The organism is Porcincola sp. LCP21S3_C12 (assembly GCF_052118625.1).
In the GTDB taxonomy this organism is placed as follows: Bacteria; Bacillota; Clostridia; order Lachnospirales; family Lachnospiraceae; genus Porcincola.
Map to the genome: position 1 here is coordinate 1 of NZ_JBQKGW010000018.1, position 16,628 is coordinate 16,628.

Genomic DNA, 16,628 nt, shown 5'->3' on the forward strand with positions numbered 1-16,628 from the left:
CACGGCATAAAGCAATCCGATGTAAAATCCATCAGAATAATTTATGCTGTGCCTCTTTTTAATTTGATTGAATGTGGTATGGTTTAGGACCAGATAAAATGCGGGATAACACTTCCGGTCATTTTTGATATTCATGGCGGAGGATGGCAGTACGGGGACAAGGAGTTATACAGGCATTATAACATCGCATTAGCCCGGCACGGATTTGCAGTGATCGGGTTCAATTACAGGCTTGCCCCTGAAGATTGCTTCCCTGCGGCATTCACAGATGTCAACAGAGCAATGAACTGGGTGGAAGGAAACGGGGAGCACTTTGGGCTTGACCTGAACCGTGTGTTCATGGTTGGAGACTCTGCGGGTGGTCAGATGGCATCCTGGTATGCAACTCTACTCAGCAGTCAAAGATTCAGAGATGTTTACCTGGAGAAGTTTCCTCTGTCAGGCAACGGAGAGACAGCGGCTTTTACATGGGAGGAATATGCACGTCAAGATGTGGGAGACGCTTTTGATCCGGAAACGACAGAAAATATCCCTGATGAGAATATGCAACCGGATGAAACATACCAGTTTAATGTCCCATACGATCAACTCCGTCTTCGGGGAGTAGCGTTAAACTGTGGCATCTACAAAATGAGAGAGTCCCTTCAGGGTGGAGAAGTTGACAATGCCTTTGTTCAGTTTCTGGGGGATCTCTATGAAAGCAGGAAAGAGGATGTCAAGGAATTGGTGGATGCCTGGAATTTCATGGATGAAAATTTCCCGCCAGCATTCGTCATGACAGCTGCGAATGATTTTCTGAGGGATTGCGCAGCTCCTCTGCACGATCACCTGAGCCGACTCGGAGTAAAGTGTGAACTGCATCTGTACGGAAAGCCGGAGCAGACATACATGGGACATGTCTTCCATGTAAACCAAAAGCTGGATGAGGCTCATCAGTGCAATGAGGATGAATGTGAATTCTTCAAAGGGCTTTTTGCCTGAATGATTGTTGGCTGTTATACGTTTTACATGCAAAGGAGATTATCGATGATACGGATCAGAAGAGCAGCAGAGAAAGATATTCCGAGACTGCATGAGCTCCTGGGGCAGGTGCTTCAGATTCATGCAGCCATTCGGCCGGATATTTTCATTGCCGGAACGACAAAATATACGGACGAGGAGCTTCGGGAGCTGATCCGGGATGATGCAAAACCAGTCTATGTCGCGGCGGACGAGCAGGACATATGCGAGGGGTATGCATTTTGTCAGCTGCGGAAGCAGCCATTTTCCAACAATATGGTACCGTTTCAGTCTCTGTTCATCGATGATCTGTGCGTCGATGAGAGGATGAGGGGACAGCATATAGGAGAGAGTCTGTTCGCATTTGTAAAAGAAGAGGCAAAGAGGCTGGGCTGTTACGAGGTGACGCTCAATGTCTGGGAAGGAAATACATCTGCGGAGAAGTTCTATGAGAAGATGGGCATGAAGACCAAGGAGCGGCAGATGGAGTACATTCTGTCCTGACCCGGAACATTCTTTGACCCAAATCGGGGCGGACGTTCGGAAATGGATCAGGCTTCAGGTCTTCGTCTGCTCGCCGGTGCGTTTCTCTTTCCTGTACGCTGTCGGGGACAGGCCGCATTGTTTCTGAAGCCTTTCTTGTTAAATCGTGTAAAATCGTTCACAAAAAGTCGAGGAAAATGTGATTTTCCCCGACTTTTTGTTGTACAATTAAATTACAGATCGTCTGTTTCAGGCAGAATGACAGGAGGATGGCCATGACAGAGAGGTTCAGACTGAATAACGGGATGACGATCCCGAAAATTGGATTCGGTACCTACAAGGCTGCGGCGGATGGTACAGAGCGGGTGATCAGTGAGGCGATCCAGGCGGGGTATCGGTATTTCGACACAGCATCGTTCTATGGGACGGAGGAGGCCCTCGGGAAGGCATGGACACAGAGCAATCTGGAACGCGGCGCGTTTCAGATTGCATCAAAGGCCTGGAAGAGTGAACTGGGGTACCGGGAGGTGCGTGCGGCGTTTGAAAAGTCGCTTGAAAGGCTCCGGACAGATTATCTTGACCTGTACCTGATTCACTGGCCGCTGCCCGCGCCAGACTATCAGGAATGGGAAAAGCTTGACCTGGATACATGGAAGCTGATGGAGGAGCTGTACCAGGAAGGGAAAGTGCGGGCGATCGGCGTCAGCAATTTTCTTCCGCAGCACCTGCTTAACCTGATAGAGCACGCGGAGGTGGTGCCGGCTGTAGATCAGCTGGAGTTCCATCCAGGTCATACGCAGGAGGTGACGCTTCGGTTCTGCCAGGAGAAGGGGATCCAGGTGCAGGCGTGGAGTCCGCTTGGCAGAAGCCGGGTGCTGACAGATCCGCTGATTGTCTCACTTGCGGAGAAGTATGGGGTGTCATCCGCGCAGCTCTGTCTGCAGTACGATCTGCAGCGAGGCGTGATGGTCATCCCGAAAGCGTCTTCGCCGGAGCGGATGCGTCAGAACCTGAACCTGGGCGATTTCAAAATCTCCCAGATCGATATGTATCGCATCGATACGATGCCGGACTACGGGTGGTCGGGAGAGCATCCGGAGCGGGAACGTGTCGATATCCATATCCAGGCACATGAAGGGTGAGCAGACACACGAAGCGCAGACAGGCTGCGTGAGGAAAGCCAAAACAGGAGAGCAGACAGATGGGAGAAAAAGCAAAAGTTTATTTTACGGATTTCAGGACAAAGGTTGATGTACCGCTGACAGCAAAGCTGCAGAAGCTGATCCGGAAGGCTGGGATCGGATCGATTGACATGGATGGAAAGTTTGTCGCGATCAAGATGCACTTCGGGGAGCTGGGGAATCTGGCGTTCCTGAGACCGAATTACGCGAAGGCGGTCGCGGATGTCGTGAAGGAGAATGGCGGACTGCCATTTCTGACGGACTGCAATACGCTGTATCCGGGAAGCCGCAAGAACGCACTGGAGCATCTGACATGTGCGGAAATGAATGGGTTCAACTCCATTACAACCGGCTGTCATGTCATCATCGCAGACGGACTGCGCGGAACGGACGAGGTGGAAGTACCGATCCGGAACGGAGAGTACCTGAAGACGGCGCTGATCGGAGAGGCTGTCATGGATGCAGATGTGTTCATCTCCCTGACCCATTTCAAGGGGCATGAGGCAGCCGGATTTGGCGGGACCATCAAGAACATCGGGATGGGCTGCGGGAGCCGCGCGGGAAAGATGCAGCAGCACAACGATGGGAAACCGCACGTGATCGAGGAAAAGTGCAGGAAGTGTCACCGCTGCGCCCGGGAGTGCGGTTCGGATGCGATCGACTACGAGCGGGGCGTGGCGCACATCAACCAGGATATCTGCAAGGGATGCGGGCGCTGTATCGGGGCCTGTGCCTTTGATGCGATTGAGAACGACAATGCGAATGCGAACGAAGTGCTTGGCTGCAAGATGGCAGAGTATACGCAGGCAGTCTGTGACGGCCGGCCGTGCTTCCACATCAGCCTGATTCAGGATGTCTCGCCGAACTGTGACTGCCATGGCGAGAATGACGCTCCGATCCTTCCTGATGTCGGGATGCTGGCTTCATTTGACCCGGTGGCGCTCGACCAGGCTTGTGTGGATTTGTGTGAGCAGCAGACACCAATCCGGAATTCCCAGCTTGGCGACAACCTGGCCAGACCGGACTGGCACCACTACCACGAGCACTTCAAGGACAACAACCCGAATGTGGCGTGGAAGGAGACGCTGGAACACGCCGAGAAGATTGGTCTGGGCACCAGGGAGTACGAACTGATTACCATGTAAATTTCACGAACGATCGGTTGATCGCTGGCCTGCAGCCGGATGAGCATGACGGCTGACGCTCTGAGACATCACATAGCCAGATCAGCGCTGGAAATGTCCAGGAAGTAACTGCCGCGGGGAACTTTCGGGGATAGGCTGAAAGAATGAGCAGGGGAGAGCGGTCTCTTGTAATTTTGTTGGAAATATCTTACAATTCTCTCTAATGGACTTTTCAGATTGCACAGAAACGGGAGGGAGAAAATGAGTCTTTTTGGCGGTGTGATCAACATCACGGGGATTACGTTCTTCGTGATGAGTATCTTTGCAATTATTGTCGGCGGCTATCTGATCGGCAAGATCTCAATCAAAGGCGTCTCGCTGGGGACGGCAGGTGTCTTCATTGCTTCCATTATATATGGAATCCTGCATTCGAAGCAGCTGGCTGACACAATGAATTTCAGCGGGATTGACTTCAGCCCCGATGCACTGAAGATCATCGAGAACTGCGGACTGGTTCTGTTTGTCTGCTCCGTCGGCCTGATCGCGGGGCCGAGTTTTTTCTCCAATCTGAAGAAGAATTTCAAGTCCTATATCCTGCTCGGGGTTGTGATCATTCTGAGCGGCGGTCTGACGACGGTTGCGTGCTACTTCATCGGAAGAGGCGGGGAAGCTGATACGAAGCAGTTTGTCGCGCTTCTGACCGGTCTGCTCTCAGGAGCCCTCACATCCACGCCGGCGTTCTCGGCGGCGAAGGCGACCGTCGCGCCGGAGTATGAAAGTGCGGTGACCGTCGGATACGGAATCTCCTATATCTTCGGGGTCATCGGTGTCGTGCTGTTCGTTCAGCTCATTCCGAAGATTCTCCACGCGAACATCGATGAGGAGGTCCGGAAGATCACGGATGTTTCGGCCGGGCAGAGGCGGAAGGACGGCCGGCACTATATTGAGATTGATCCGTTCGGAATTGGCGCCTTCGCATTCGTCATCCTGACGGGGATCTTCCTTGGGGCGGTTCATATCCCGCTCACTTCGAAGGGACTTGCCGGGACTTCATTTTCCCTGACGACGACGGGCGGCGTGCTGATTGCCGGACTGATCTGGGGACATTTCGGACACCTTGGCGCGATTTCTCTTCATGTGAAGAGCGAGGTGCTCAAGACCTTCCAGGAATTCGGCCTGATCCTGTTCCTGATCGGGGCAGGTGTGTCCGGCGGCTCCAAGTTCATCGAGTACTTTAAGCCGATCTATTTCGTGTACGGCCTGTTCATGACCCTGATCCCGATGATCATCGGCTTTATTGTCGCGATGAAGGCCGTGAAGCTGCATCTGATGAATGCGCTTGGCTGCATTACAGGCGGCATGACATCCACGCCGGCGCTTGGAACCCTGATCAAGGTTGCGAAGACAGAGGCTGTCGCTTCTGCATATGCGGCAACTTACCCGATCGCGCTGATCACGGTTGTGCTGGTCTGCCAGTTCCTGATTCTGCTGCTGCACTGATTCAGTCAATATCAATATTGCGATAAGAGAGACAGGGATCTGCGGAGAAATCCGCAGATCTTTTTTTATGATGACGTGTCAATCAGCCCTGCCACCACTTGCATGCAGGTATGCGTGGTGACGGCCTTTTGACACTGCAATCATAAGATTGAGAATATAAAGACTATACAAAGAAATATACAGTTATTTGTGCTAATTCATGGATGATAAACAGATAGTTATTTAGTATTATTACATTAATCAGATATAAGTGAGCCTGCCATGGGCAGGCAAAAACAATGAAAGGAGCGGAGATATGAAAAGGGCAGGTAAGCTGAGTGTGTATCTGCTGTCGCTGATGCTTGTGGTATTCCTGACAGCGGTTCCGGTGGCAGCTGCGGAGGGAGAATCGGAGAGCGGACTGTCGAAGGACCTGGTGATTCTGTTTACGAGCGATGTCCACTGTGGTGTGGATCAGAATTTTGGCCTCGATGGGCTGTACCAGGTCCGGAAGTATTATGAGGATCAGGGGTGTTACACATTGCTTGTGGATGACGGGGATTTCATCCAGGGCGAACCGATCGGTACGATGACGAAGGGGGAGACACCGCTGGAGCTGATGAACGCGGCAGGCTATGACATTGCCATTCCGGGCAATCATGAATTTGACTATGGGATGGATCAGTTCCTGGCGCTGACCGGGAAAGCAAAGTTCCCGTACATCAGCTGTAATTTCAACAAGGATGGGAAACTGGTCTTCGACCCTTATGTCATCAAGGAATTTGACGGCATCAAGTTTGCGTTTGTCGGCATGACGACACCGCAGACCATCACCTCGTCCACACCGGCTTATTTCCAGGATGACGCCGGAAACTTTGTGTATGATTTCTGCCAGGACGAGACGGGAGAAAAACTATACGCAAAGGTTCAGGAGGCGGTCGATCAGGCGAGAACAGAGGGCGCGCAGTATGTTGTCGCCATGGCGCACCTCGGGAACGAGGATACGGCTTCGCCATGGCGCTATGATCAGGTGATTTCCAATACAACCGGGATCGATGTGCTCCTTGACGGACACAGCCATGATACGGATCAGGTGACGATGAAGAACAAAGACGGAAAGGATGTGATCCGGAGCGCCTGCGGGACAAAGCTTGCCTGCATCGGCACTGTGAAGTTCGGGATGGATGGTACCGTCAGCAGCCAGCTCCTGACCTGGGGACTGGAAGGGTCTGCGAAGGATACGTTTGGCTTCAGCAACTCCGTCACGGAGGAGGTAAAGAAGGCCCAGGAGAAGCTGGACGAAAGTCTGAAAACAGTTGTGGGACATACGGATGTGAATCTGACGATTGTGGATCCGACTGCGGTCGATGACGCGGGCGAACCGATCCGGATTGTCCGCAACGCAGAGACAAATCTGGGTGACCTGGTAGCGGATGCATACCGGGCAGCGGGAAAGGCGGACATCGGATTTGCAAATGGAGGCGGCATCCGTGCCAATATCCCGGCGGGCGACATTACACAGGGCGATATCCTCACGGTTCAGCCATATGGCAACATGGTCTGTGTGGCGGAGCTGACCGGGCAGCAGGTCCTGGATGCGCTGGAGTGGGGAGCCCGCACGGTTCCGAGTGAGAACGGCGGTTTCCTTCAGGTTTCAGGACTGACATACGAGATCCATACAGACGTCCCGGATCACTGCACGCAGGATGAAAATGGCCTGTGGACGGGGCATGAGGGAGAGTATCGGGTGAAGAACGTCATGGTTGGCGGAAAGGCACTCGAACTGGAGAAGACATACACCGTGGCAACCCACAACTATATGCTGAAGCAGCAGGGGGATGGCTACAATATGTTTACCGACGCAAAGATCCTGCAGGACGAGTTTATGCTGGACAATCAGGCACTGATCAACTTCGTTGCGGACGATCTCGGCGGGACTGTCGGGGATGCGTATGAGAATCCTTATGGCGACGGCAGAATTGTGGCAGTTGAGGGAAGTGCACAGACAGAAGGCGCCGCAGAAACGGTGACAGAAGCGGCATCCTGACAGAGTGGAAGCAGTCTGTGGTAACAGAAGCGGCATTCTGACAGAGTGGAAGCAGTCTGTGGCGACAGAGGCGGCAATGCCGCAGGCGGCGGAAGCTGCGGGAAGGGCTGAGATTTCAGCCCTTCCTTCTTTTTTGAAAGCGGCTGTTCATCATCGAGTGAGGGATGATACTCCTCCGGATCCCTCTGACGGGCCTGCTTATGCACATATGAAAAGACATGGAAGTCCGTATGCCGATGTGCTATAATCACGCCGTCAATGAGCGATCCAAAAAGACGAACAGGTATTTTTCGATATGAGACTGAAGAAAAACTTTCGACTGACATCCGCCCAGATTATTCTGGCAGGCTTTTTTCTGGTCATTCTGGCGGGGGCACTTCTTTTGATGCTTCCGATTGCCAGTATGGAGGGAAGGGTAACGCCATTTCTGGACTGTCTGTTTACATCTACGTCGGCAACCTGTGTGACCGGACTTGTCGTTTATGACACGGCGACACACTGGAACCTGTTCGGAAGGATTGTCATCCTGTCACTGATCCAGGTTGGCGGACTGGGCGTCATCACTACTGCATTTCTGATTCGTGTCATTATAGGTTCCAAGATCTCTCTGATTCAGAGAACGCTTCTGCAGGACTCCATATCCGGGGACAATGTGCAGGGGATTATCCGGATGTCGCTGTACATCATAAAGATGGTTATGGCGGTGGAGCTGGGCGGAGCCCTCGTCATGTATCCTGTGTTTGCCCGGGATTTCGGACCAGTAACCGGAGCGGGGTATGCACTGTTTCACTCCGTCTCGGCATTCTGCAATGCGGGCTTTGACCTGATGGGCGTTCGGGAGAGGTATTCTTCTCTTGCTGCTTACCAGGGCAATGCGGTGATCAACCTGGTGATCATGGCGCTGATCGTGTTCGGCGGCCTGGGCTTTTACACCTGGAGAGATCTGCAGAGAAACAGGCTTCATTTCAGTCGGTATACGCTGCAGACAAAGGTGGTTGTGACGACCACGGCAATTCTGATTCTTGTTCCGGCTGTCATCTTTTTCTTTGCGGAGTACAGGTCGCTGCCGGCAGGGGAGCGGGTTCTGTCTTCATTTTTCCAGTCTGTAACGACCAGGACTGCAGGCTTCAATACCTCGGATCTCACAAAATTCAAGGAAAATGATCTTCTGATCATGATTATGCTGATGCTGATCGGCGGGTCCCCGGGATCAACCGCCGGCGGCATGAAGACGACGACCATCGCTGTTGTGGTCGGTACTTTCCTGAGCCTGAGCGGACGGCGGAGCAGCACCGTCCTGCATCAGCGCCGGATTCCGGCGAAGACGGTAAGGGCTGCATTTTCCATTGTTCTGATGTATGTCACACTGTTTCTGGCAGGCGGCATGGCGATCAGTGCGATGGAGCACCGGTCCCTTCTGAGAAGCTTCTTTGAAACAGCTTCCGCGATCGGAACGGTTGGCCTGACGCTTGGCCTGACACCCTCGCTTCATGCAGTATCAAAGCTGATTCTGATCACTCTGATGTTCTATGGGAGAGTGGGAGGCCTGACCTTCATGTATGCGACCTTCAGGAGGTCCAGAGTAGGGTCCTCATGTCTGCCGCAGGAGGATCTGAACGTAGGGTAAACATCAATTACAAGGAGCCGCGTTTTGCGGGGAAATGGAGAGACGGATGAAAAACAATATCCTGTTGATCGGTCTTGGATATTTTGGAATGACAGTTGCGAAAAAGCTGACGGAGTACAAACAGGACGTTATGGCGGTCGATATGAGCGAGGAGCGTGTTGATCTGGCACTTCCCTTTGTGACGAATGCAAGAATCGGCAATGCGACCGATGAGAAGTTTGTCGCCAGCCTCGGTGTGAATGACTACGATTTCTGTATTGTCGGAATCGGAGACGACTTCCTCAGCTCGCTTCAGACAACAGCTCTTCTCAAGGATTACGGAGCAAAATATGTGGTAGCCCGCGCGACGTCCGATGCGCAGGAGAAGCTCCTGCTGAGAAATGGAGCTGACAGGGTTGTTTTTCCTGAGAAGACGCTTGCGACATGGACAGCGATCCGCTTCGCCTCGAATCACATCTTCGACTATCTGGCACTGGATGACCAGTTCTCAATTGCGGAGATCGATGTCCCGAAGCGCTGGGTAGGGAAGACGGTTCATGAACTCGATATCAGGAAGCTTTATCATTTAAATATCATTGCACTGAAGGAGGACAATGTCCTGATCCCCGGCGTGGATCCGACAAAGCCTTTAACGGCGAATCAGAGACTGGTTGTACTGGGACGAAAAGAAAACATCGATAAATGCTTTCAATGAAAATAATAATAATTACTGAAAAAGTGCTTGCATCCGGTTTTCGGGCATGCTAGAATGTAGTCACAGCAGACGAGAAACCTCTGCAGGAGAGAACCTGCAGAATCACGGCATTGAAAAGAAAGGAAAGAAAGAGATGGCAAAAAATCCGTACGCAGGTACCAAGACAGAGAAAAATCTTCAGGAAGCCCTGGCAGGCGAATCAATGGCGAGAAACAAGTATACATACTTTGCTTCTGTCGCAAAGAAGGCAGGGTATGAGCAGATTGCGGCGCTGTTCCAGAAGACCGCTGACAATGAGAAGGAGCATGCGAAGCTGTGGTTCAAGCATCTTGGACTTCTCGGCGACACAGCTGAGAACCTGGCTTCGGCGGCAGAGGGTGAGAATTACGAGTGGACGGACATGTATGACCGCATGGCGAAGGATGCCGATGAGGAAGGATTCCATGAGCTGGCGGAGCAGTTCAGAAGGGTAGCAGCGATTGAGAAAACACATGAAGAGCGCTACCGCAAGCTTCTTCACAACGTCGAGGCGAAGGAAGTCTTCGAGAAGAGCGGCGTAGTAGTCTGGGAGTGCAGAAACTGCGGACATGTCGTTGTCGGAACAAAGGCTCCGGATGTGTGTCCGGTCTGCTATCATCCGCAGTCTTTCTTTGAGGTTCGCGCAGAGAACTATTGACAGGCAGTGCTGCCCAGCAGAGCCTGATGAGAAAACACGGCTCCGGAACGGTGAAGGAGCCTGAACAGCATGGCAGATCGTGCCATAAGGCAAAAGAGAAGCGGTACAGCCAGGATCGCATATCATTCAGGCTGAACCGCTTCTCTATTTGTATGACTGCTTTCTATTACTGCCTGTCTGTGTCCGCCGCCGTGCTCTTTTGTTCCTTTTCACCCTGCTCTGTGATATAGCGCTTGATTGCCGCAAAGCTCTCCGGACTGAGGTCATGCTCGATCTTGCAGGCGTCAGCAGCGGCTGTCGTCTGGTCGACACCAAGACTGGTCAGCCAGCAGGAAAAAAATTTGTGGCGTTCGTAGATTGTGCTGGCAATCTTCAGACCTTCGTCTGTGAGATAGATATATCCCTCCGGCGTCACAGTGATCAGATCGTTCTCACGGAGGTTTTTCATCGCAATGCTGATACTGGATTTCTTGTAGCCAAGCTCATTCGCGACGTCGACGGAGCGGACGACAGGCTTCTGCTCGCTGAGCATCAGGATGGCTTCCAGATAGTTCTGGGCGGATTCGGTTGTGTGATATGGACGTGAAGAGTGTAATGTGGTCTCACTCATAGCGATTCTCCTTTACATTATTAGATATTTCTAACGAATGTTAGCACACAGGAGGCATCCTTGTCAATCAAGAGACACAAATTAAATTGAGCGCAACAATAATCCGGGAGAGGCCGGCCGTGGGCTCTCCCGGATGAATTCAGAACAGATTGTGAATGAACAGAAATTATACTGCTTCCGATACGGATCTTTTGCTGTATGTCTTTGTATTCTTGTATGGGTCTGGTCTGAAGAGCAGATACAGCATGATGATCAGAAGGATCACTGCAGCCGCTGTCCAGGCTGTGAATCCATTCGCACGCAGGATCCAGAGCTGATAGACGATCAGGCTGGAGACATAGGCGAACACATTCTGATACAGAATCGCGAACCAGAACCACTTCCGGTCGTTCATTTCCGCTGCCATGGTACCGATTGCCGCAAGGCACGGAGAATCCAGCAGGTTGAACAGCAGGAAGGAGAAGGCTGCCGCCGCACTCGGGAACCAGGAAGCGATGGCTTGCCCGACCACAGCCGTGTCTTCGGAAGCGTCGGAGGCGACATGCGCCAGGACGCCCATCGTAGAGACGATGGATTCCTTCGCTGTGAAGCCGGAGATTGTCGCGGCGACAGGCTGCCACTCGCCAAAGCCGAGCGGACGGAAGATGACGGCAATTGCGCCGCCGATCGCAGCGAGAACAGAGGAATTCGGACTGTCAACAAGACCGAAGCGGCCGTTTTCCATACCGAAGCTGGACAGGAACCACATGACAAGGGTTGCGATGAAGAGAACGGTTCCCGCCTTCTTCAGGAAAGCCTTCAGCCGCTCCCAGACATGCATCAGAACGGTCTTTGGCTGCGGAATGTGGTACTGCGGGAGCTCCATGACAAACGGAGCTGCTTTACCTGAGAACGGTTTTGTCTTTTTGAGCATGACGGCAGAAATCAGGACAGCAGCGATTCCGACAAAGTACATCATGGGTGCCATCCAACCGCCCGCTGTGAATGTTCCGGTTACGGAGTAGCTGGTGATGATGCCGCCCATCAGCGCGATGACAGGGAGCTTGGCGCCGCACGGGATGAAGGTTGCTGTCATGATGGTGAGACGGCGGTCGTTGTCCTGGTCGATGGTCTTGCTGGACATGATGCCCGGGACGCCGCAGCCGGATGAAATCAGCAGCGGGATGAAGCTTTTTCCGGACAGACCAAAATGTCTGAATACCCGGTCCATGACGAAAGCGATGCGAACCATGTAGCCGCAGTCTTCAAGGATGGACAGAAACAGGAACAGGAAAGCCATCTGCGGCGTGAAGCCGAGGACGGCGCCGAGCCCGCCGATCACGCCATCGGATATGGCGCTGATGAGCACACTGTTCGCGTGCAGAGCAGTCAGACCATTTACCACAGCCTCCTGGACAAAGGGCGTCGCGACATCGTTGATCCAGTCTGTGAAGAAGCCGCCCATGCTGTTGATGGAAAGATAGTAGACCAGGAACATGATCCCGGCAAAGATCGGGATTCCGAAGATCCGGCTTGTAACGATCTGGTCAATCTTGTCAGAGGTCGTCAGCTTCTCGCCGGATTTCTTCACGGCAGCCTTCACCGCTTTCTGGATAAAGGCATATCGCTCATCGGTGACGATGGATTCCATATCGGAATCCTCCTTCTTCTCGATGGCAGCGCGTTCGGCGGCTATGACCTTGAGCTGACTTTCAGACAGGGAAAGCTGTGCGGAGACCTTGGAATCATTCTCCAGCATCTTGATGGCATACCATCTGCGCTTTTGCTGAGGGATGGAAACCGGTAGAATCATTTCCACATTTCTGATAGCGGCCTCAAGCTCCTTTGAGAATATTTCAGGAGGAAGGGCATGGCTGTTTTCGGCGCCTGTTGCAGCTGCCTGCTTTGCAAGCTGATCCAGGCCTTCTCCGCGCAGGGCGGAGGTCGGTACAATCTCGCAGCCGAGGATAGAGCCGAGTCGTTCGGTGTCAACGCGGATACCGCGCTTCTTCAGCAGGTCTGCCATGTTCAGGGCGATGACAACCGGGACGCCAGTCTCGATCAGCTGGGTGGTCAGATACAGATTCCGTTCAATGTTGGTTGCATCGACCAGGTCGATGATGACGTCCGGATTCTCACCCAGGATATAGTCCCGGCTGACGACTTCTTCAAGTGTGTAGGGAGAAAGCGAGTAGATGCCGGGAAGATCGGTGACGATCGTATCGCTGCTGCCGAATTTCCCCTTCATCTTTCCTTCTTTTTTCTCAACAGTGACGCCAGGCCAGTTTCCGACATACTGGCTGCTTCCCGTCAGGGCGTTGAACATCGTTGTCTTCCCGCAGTTCGGGTTGCCGGCAAGTGCAAATTTCAGTGCCATAGGTTCCTCCATCTGTTTCGATCCGTCCGGTTCGGGCGCCTGGACATCCTGATGTCTGTGGCGGCCGACTTTCCTTGTCAGGTACGGCAGTCTTATCCCTGTTCCGACATGACGGCCTGTCTGAAACGGCTGACCGTCCGAACGTGTCCGGAGAACTGGAATTAAACGTGCCTATATTAAGTTGCATATAACTAACTATCATTCAAATAAAAAATCGGTTTCATCAACCGACTTTGATGATGTCTGCGTCATTCTTGCGGACGGTCAGCTCATATCCGCGGACGGTCAGCTCGACCGGATCTCCGAGCGGGGCAACCTTACGGACGTAGAGCTCCGTCCCTTTTGTAATCCCCATATCCATGATCCTTCTTCTGACAGCGCCGTCTCCGTCAATTTTGACGACCCTGACCGTCTGCCCGACCGGGACATCTTTGAGTGACATCATGATTTTCTCCTCCTCCAATATTTTTTTGTATCAAAATGCTGCAATGATCAGCAGGGATCCACCAGAATGTGGCTGGCTGTTCCTCTGTTCAGTGCAATCCGGCTGTCCTTGACCTGAAGAATCAGATTCCCGGCCAGTTCGGACACGACTGTTACCTGGTCGCCTGTGATGAAACCAAGCTCGACCAGATGCTGCCGGACATCCTCGCAGCCTTTGATTCCTCTGATGACGACCGTGTCTCCTGCCTGAGATAGTGCAAGCGGCATCATATGCTCCTTTCCGCTCCCGACGCGGGAGCTCTCCCCTGCCATGGCACCATGCAGGCAGAGGGATTACCCTGTTCAACGTCTGTGGAAGAACCCCTTCTTTTCATAAGGCTCGATGGAAACAGACTCACAGCGATAGCCGGTATCGTCGACTGCTTTCTGGAGTTCCCCTTGATCGATTTCACCTTCTATGCGGAAAGATGCGCGATCATGCCCATGCGAAGCATGAACAGCTTTTGCTGAAGGATACAGCTTTCTGATCACATCACAGATGTGGGCTTCGCACATGCCGCACCGCATTCCAGTCACCTTCATGGTAACCTGCTTCAAGTCCTTCACCCCTTTTCCGGAAATATTCTTTCGATTTCCTTATCGTAAGTAAATGCTAACATAAGTAAGATATAGCTGTCAAGAATACGAATTATAAAACTTTTGTATGTCTGGGCTTCCAATGTGAAGCCGAAGGTGCTATATTGAAACCGGATGAAATGATCAGCACCTGGTTCTATATAGAAAGGATTTCGAATATGGGAATTTTGGTAGACGTGATTCTGATTGCAGCGATCGGCGGGTATGCCGGCTATCTGATCTGGCACATTCTGAGCAGTATGAAAGCAGGAAAGGGGAACCCGTACGGATGCAGCGGAGACTGCGGAAAGTGCGGAGGCGGCTGTTCCTGCTCCTGCAGCCGTCAGGTGTCTGTAAAACATGAAGTCAGGCACGCAGACAGGCGGGTGAAAGAGGAAAGGGTTTCTGGAAGAGGTTGACGACCCGGGAGGGCGGATGCCCTGACAGGCTTCCAGGATCAAGCAGACGATGGAAAGCGGCAGGCGGCAGAAGCCTGCCGCTTTCCGCTTCCAGAGAAACCCTGCTTCGGACTTTGTTTCAAACGTATCCTTCGCGCGGACAGGAAGCCTTGCCTGCTTTACCAGTCTCGCAATCTGTACGGCGCCATGCTATAATGGCGTCAGTCTGTTAAACATGTTCAGAGTCAGGAGGAGCTTTCCATGAATGGTGCGGAGGCGATGGTGCAGTGCCTTCTGGAGGAGGGCGTCGATACGATCTTCGGGATTCCGGGGGTCGCGATTGCGCCGTTCTATGAGGCGATGTACGAGAATCAGGATAAAATCACCCACATCCTGGTCCGGCAGGAGCAGGCGGCGGGGCACGCGGCAAGCGGATATGCCAGGATCTCCGGGAGACCCGGCGTCTGTGTCGCTTCGTCCGGTCCCGGGGCGACAAATCTGATCACAGCGCTGGCGACTGCTTACGCGGACAGTATCCCGATCATCGCGATCACCGGCCAGGTGGCGAGCACGCTGCTGGGACGTGACGTGTTTCAGGAAGCAGATATGAGAGGTGCGACAGAATCATTTGTCAAGTACAGTTATCTGGTCCGGAACGTGAATGACATTCCGCAGATATTCAAAGAGGCGTTCTATATCGCGAACACCGGCCGCAAGGGCCCGGTGCTGATCGACATCCCCTGTGATATCCAGAAGATGACCCTGAAGAAGGAATTCTCCTATCCGAAGTCGGTTGACATCCGGGGATACAAGCCGAACACAAAGGGCAACCGCCAGCAGATGGAGAAGGTGATCGAAAGCATCAACAAGGCGAAAAAGCCGCTGATCTGCGTCGGAGGCGGGGTGATCCTGGGACAGGCACAGAAGGAGGTTCGCTCATTCTGTGAGAAGTTCCGGATTCCGATGGTCAGCACGATGATGGGAATCGGCGTCATGCCGAAGAAACATCCGCTGTATTTCGGAATGCTGGGGAACAATGGAAAGCCTTATGCGAACAAGGCGGTCGCAGGATCAGATCTTCTGATCATCGTCGGTGCACGGGTGGCGGACCGGGCGGTTCCGAAGCCGGACGAGCTGGAACGGAAGGTCAGTGTCATCCACATCGACATTGACTCGGCGGAGATTGGGAAGAACATGGGACCGACGCTGCCGCTTGTAGGAGATGCGAAGGATATCTTTGCCCAGCTTCTGGAGGCGGATATTCAGATTGATACCAGCGGATGGCTCATGCAGCTGGAGGAGGTCAAGAAGACGACGGTGGACCACAGGGTTTTCAGCGACAAGCTGGTGAACCCGATGACCTTCGTCAAGACCCTTTCTGACAAGATGGACAGGGATGCCATCTATGTGGCAGATGTCGGACAGAATCAGCTGTGGTCCGCTGACAATTACATCATGAAGGAAGGGCGGTTCCTCACAACGGGCGGTATGGGAACCATGGGCTATTCGATCCCGGCCTCCATCGGGGCGCGGTTTGCGGCACCGGACCGGCAAGTCGTCACGGTCTGCGGAGACGGCGCTTTCCAGATGAGCATGTACGAGCTGGGAACCATTGCGGTCGCAAAGCTGCCGATGAAGATCATCGTGGTGAAGAACCGATACCTCGGGCTGGTGCGGGAACATCAGGAGAAGGTCTATGACGGACACTACTTCGGCACACAGCTGGAGGACTATCCCAGATATGATCATCTTGCGAGGGCCTATGATATGCAGTATTTCGAGGCCTGGAGCAACGAGGAACTGGATGACAGGCTGGACGCATTTCTGAAGGCGGATGGTGCGGCGCTGATGGTTGTGAACATCGACAGTGCGAACAATACAAAGTGAGGACGGAC

Annotated in this window: 16 protein-coding genes; 11 read left to right on the plus strand and 5 right to left on the minus strand. The window is 53.0% G+C overall.

Annotated features, from left to right (window positions below; all coding sequences use genetic code 11):
• Positions 1-120 precede the first annotated feature (120 nt).
• The 9 genes from ACTQ1N_RS09795 to rbr all read left to right on the plus strand — a co-directional run bounded on the left by ACTQ1N_RS09795 (position 121) and on the right by rbr (position 10,310).
• Entirely contained in the window at positions 121-981 is an 861-nt protein-coding gene (locus ACTQ1N_RS09795; protein ID WP_441956621.1) for an alpha/beta hydrolase, read from the plus strand.
• A gap of 48 nt (positions 982-1,029) precedes the next feature.
• Positions 1,030-1,503, plus strand: a complete 474-nt coding sequence (locus tag ACTQ1N_RS09800; RefSeq protein ID WP_441956622.1) for a GNAT family N-acetyltransferase — start codon at positions 1,030-1,032, stop codon at positions 1,501-1,503.
• A 254-nt stretch (positions 1,504-1,757) separates the two neighbouring features.
• Positions 1,758-2,624: an aldo/keto reductase gene (locus ACTQ1N_RS09805; RefSeq protein ID WP_441956577.1), complete on the plus strand. Its 867-nt coding sequence runs from the start codon at positions 1,758-1,760 to the stop codon at positions 2,622-2,624.
• A 59-nt stretch (positions 2,625-2,683) separates the two neighbouring features.
• Positions 2,684-3,808 carry a DUF362 domain-containing protein gene (locus tag ACTQ1N_RS09810; protein ID WP_441956578.1) on the plus strand — a complete coding sequence of 375 codons (1,125 nt, stop codon included), beginning with the start codon at positions 2,684-2,686 and terminating at the stop codon, positions 3,806-3,808.
• A 240-nt stretch (positions 3,809-4,048) separates the two neighbouring features.
• Positions 4,049-5,287 (plus strand): permease, encoded by a 1,239-nt coding sequence (locus ACTQ1N_RS09815; RefSeq protein WP_441956579.1) that lies wholly within the window; start codon positions 4,049-4,051, stop codon positions 5,285-5,287.
• A gap of 295 nt (positions 5,288-5,582) precedes the next feature.
• Positions 5,583-7,313, plus strand: a complete 1,731-nt coding sequence (locus tag ACTQ1N_RS09820; RefSeq protein WP_441956580.1) for a bifunctional metallophosphatase/5'-nucleotidase — start codon at positions 5,583-5,585, stop codon at positions 7,311-7,313.
• A gap of 295 nt (positions 7,314-7,608) precedes the next feature.
• Entirely contained in the window at positions 7,609-8,940 is a 1,332-nt protein-coding gene (locus ACTQ1N_RS09825) for a TrkH family potassium uptake protein (protein WP_441956581.1), read from the plus strand.
• 46 nt (positions 8,941-8,986) lie between these two features.
• Positions 8,987-9,634 (plus strand): potassium channel family protein, encoded by a 648-nt coding sequence (locus ACTQ1N_RS09830; protein WP_441956582.1) that lies wholly within the window; start codon positions 8,987-8,989, stop codon positions 9,632-9,634.
• A 133-nt stretch (positions 9,635-9,767) separates the two neighbouring features.
• Entirely contained in the window at positions 9,768-10,310 is a 543-nt protein-coding gene (gene rbr, locus ACTQ1N_RS09835) for a rubrerythrin (protein WP_441956583.1), read from the plus strand.
• A gap of 166 nt (positions 10,311-10,476) precedes the next feature.
• Here rbr and ACTQ1N_RS09840 read toward each other — a convergent pair whose 3' ends face one another.
• From ACTQ1N_RS09840 to ACTQ1N_RS09860, 5 genes are all read right to left on the minus strand, one after another.
• Positions 10,477-10,920, minus strand: coding sequence for a metal-dependent transcriptional regulator (locus tag ACTQ1N_RS09840; RefSeq protein WP_441956584.1), 444 nt, complete (start codon positions 10,918-10,920; stop codon positions 10,477-10,479).
• 166 nt (positions 10,921-11,086) lie between these two features.
• Entirely contained in the window at positions 11,087-13,276 is a 2,190-nt protein-coding gene (gene feoB / locus ACTQ1N_RS09845) for a ferrous iron transport protein B (protein ID WP_441956585.1), read from the minus strand.
• A 223-nt stretch (positions 13,277-13,499) separates the two neighbouring features.
• On the minus strand, positions 13,500-13,718 hold the full coding sequence (locus ACTQ1N_RS09850) for a FeoA family protein (protein WP_154526124.1): 219 nt from the start codon (positions 13,716-13,718) through the stop codon (positions 13,500-13,502).
• Positions 13,719-13,768: 50 nt separating this feature from the next.
• Positions 13,769-14,032 (minus strand): FeoA family protein, encoded by a 264-nt coding sequence (locus tag ACTQ1N_RS09855; protein ID WP_441956586.1) that lies wholly within the window; start codon positions 14,030-14,032, stop codon positions 13,769-13,771.
• Between the two features lie 30 nt (positions 14,033-14,062).
• On the minus strand, positions 14,063-14,302 hold the full coding sequence (locus ACTQ1N_RS09860) for a heavy-metal-associated domain-containing protein (RefSeq protein ID WP_441956587.1): 240 nt from the start codon (positions 14,300-14,302) through the stop codon (positions 14,063-14,065).
• 212 nt (positions 14,303-14,514) lie between these two features.
• Between ACTQ1N_RS09860 and ACTQ1N_RS09865 the strand changes: the two genes are divergently transcribed.
• On the plus strand, positions 14,515-14,754 hold the full coding sequence (locus ACTQ1N_RS09865) for a FeoB-associated Cys-rich membrane protein (protein ID WP_441956588.1): 240 nt from the start codon (positions 14,515-14,517) through the stop codon (positions 14,752-14,754).
• A 240-nt stretch (positions 14,755-14,994) separates the two neighbouring features.
• Complete coding sequence (ilvB, locus tag ACTQ1N_RS09870) at positions 14,995-16,620, plus strand: biosynthetic-type acetolactate synthase large subunit (RefSeq protein ID WP_441956589.1); 1,626 nt, start codon at positions 14,995-14,997, stop codon at positions 16,618-16,620.
• Positions 16,621-16,628: the final 8 nt, after the last annotated feature.

What these genes read in the sequence shown, in the direction of transcription:
- ACTQ1N_RS09805 (WP_441956577.1), top strand. Translation starts at nt 1,758, where the DNA reads ATGACAGAGAGGTTCAGACTGAATAACGGGATGACGATCCCGAAAATT.
- ACTQ1N_RS09810 (WP_441956578.1), top strand. Translation starts at nt 2,684, where the DNA reads ATGGGAGAAAAAGCAAAAGTTTATTTTACGGATTTCAGGACAAAGGTT.
- ACTQ1N_RS09815 (WP_441956579.1), top strand. Translation starts at nt 4,049, where the DNA reads ATGAGTCTTTTTGGCGGTGTGATCAACATCACGGGGATTACGTTCTTC.
- ACTQ1N_RS09820 (WP_441956580.1), top strand. Translation starts at nt 5,583, where the DNA reads ATGAAAAGGGCAGGTAAGCTGAGTGTGTATCTGCTGTCGCTGATGCTT.
- ACTQ1N_RS09825 (WP_441956581.1), top strand. Translation starts at nt 7,609, where the DNA reads ATGAGACTGAAGAAAAACTTTCGACTGACATCCGCCCAGATTATTCTG.
- ACTQ1N_RS09830 (WP_441956582.1), top strand. Translation starts at nt 8,987, where the DNA reads ATGAAAAACAATATCCTGTTGATCGGTCTTGGATATTTTGGAATGACA.
- rbr (WP_441956583.1), top strand. Translation starts at nt 9,768, where the DNA reads ATGGCAAAAAATCCGTACGCAGGTACCAAGACAGAGAAAAATCTTCAG.
- ACTQ1N_RS09840 (WP_441956584.1), bottom strand. Translation starts at nt 10,920, where the DNA reads ATGAGTGAGACCACATTACACTCTTCACGTCCATATCACACAACCGAA.
- feoB (WP_441956585.1), bottom strand. Translation starts at nt 13,276, where the DNA reads ATGGCACTGAAATTTGCACTTGCCGGCAACCCGAACTGCGGGAAGACA.
- ACTQ1N_RS09850 (WP_154526124.1), bottom strand. Translation starts at nt 13,718, where the DNA reads ATGTCACTCAAAGATGTCCCGGTCGGGCAGACGGTCAGGGTCGTCAAA.
- ACTQ1N_RS09855 (WP_441956586.1), bottom strand. Translation starts at nt 14,032, where the DNA reads ATGGCAGGGGAGAGCTCCCGCGTCGGGAGCGGAAAGGAGCATATGATG.
- ACTQ1N_RS09860 (WP_441956587.1), bottom strand. Translation starts at nt 14,302, where the DNA reads ATGAAGGTGACTGGAATGCGGTGCGGCATGTGCGAAGCCCACATCTGT.
- ACTQ1N_RS09865 (WP_441956588.1), top strand. Translation starts at nt 14,515, where the DNA reads ATGGGAATTTTGGTAGACGTGATTCTGATTGCAGCGATCGGCGGGTAT.
- ilvB (WP_441956589.1), top strand. Translation starts at nt 14,995, where the DNA reads ATGAATGGTGCGGAGGCGATGGTGCAGTGCCTTCTGGAGGAGGGCGTC.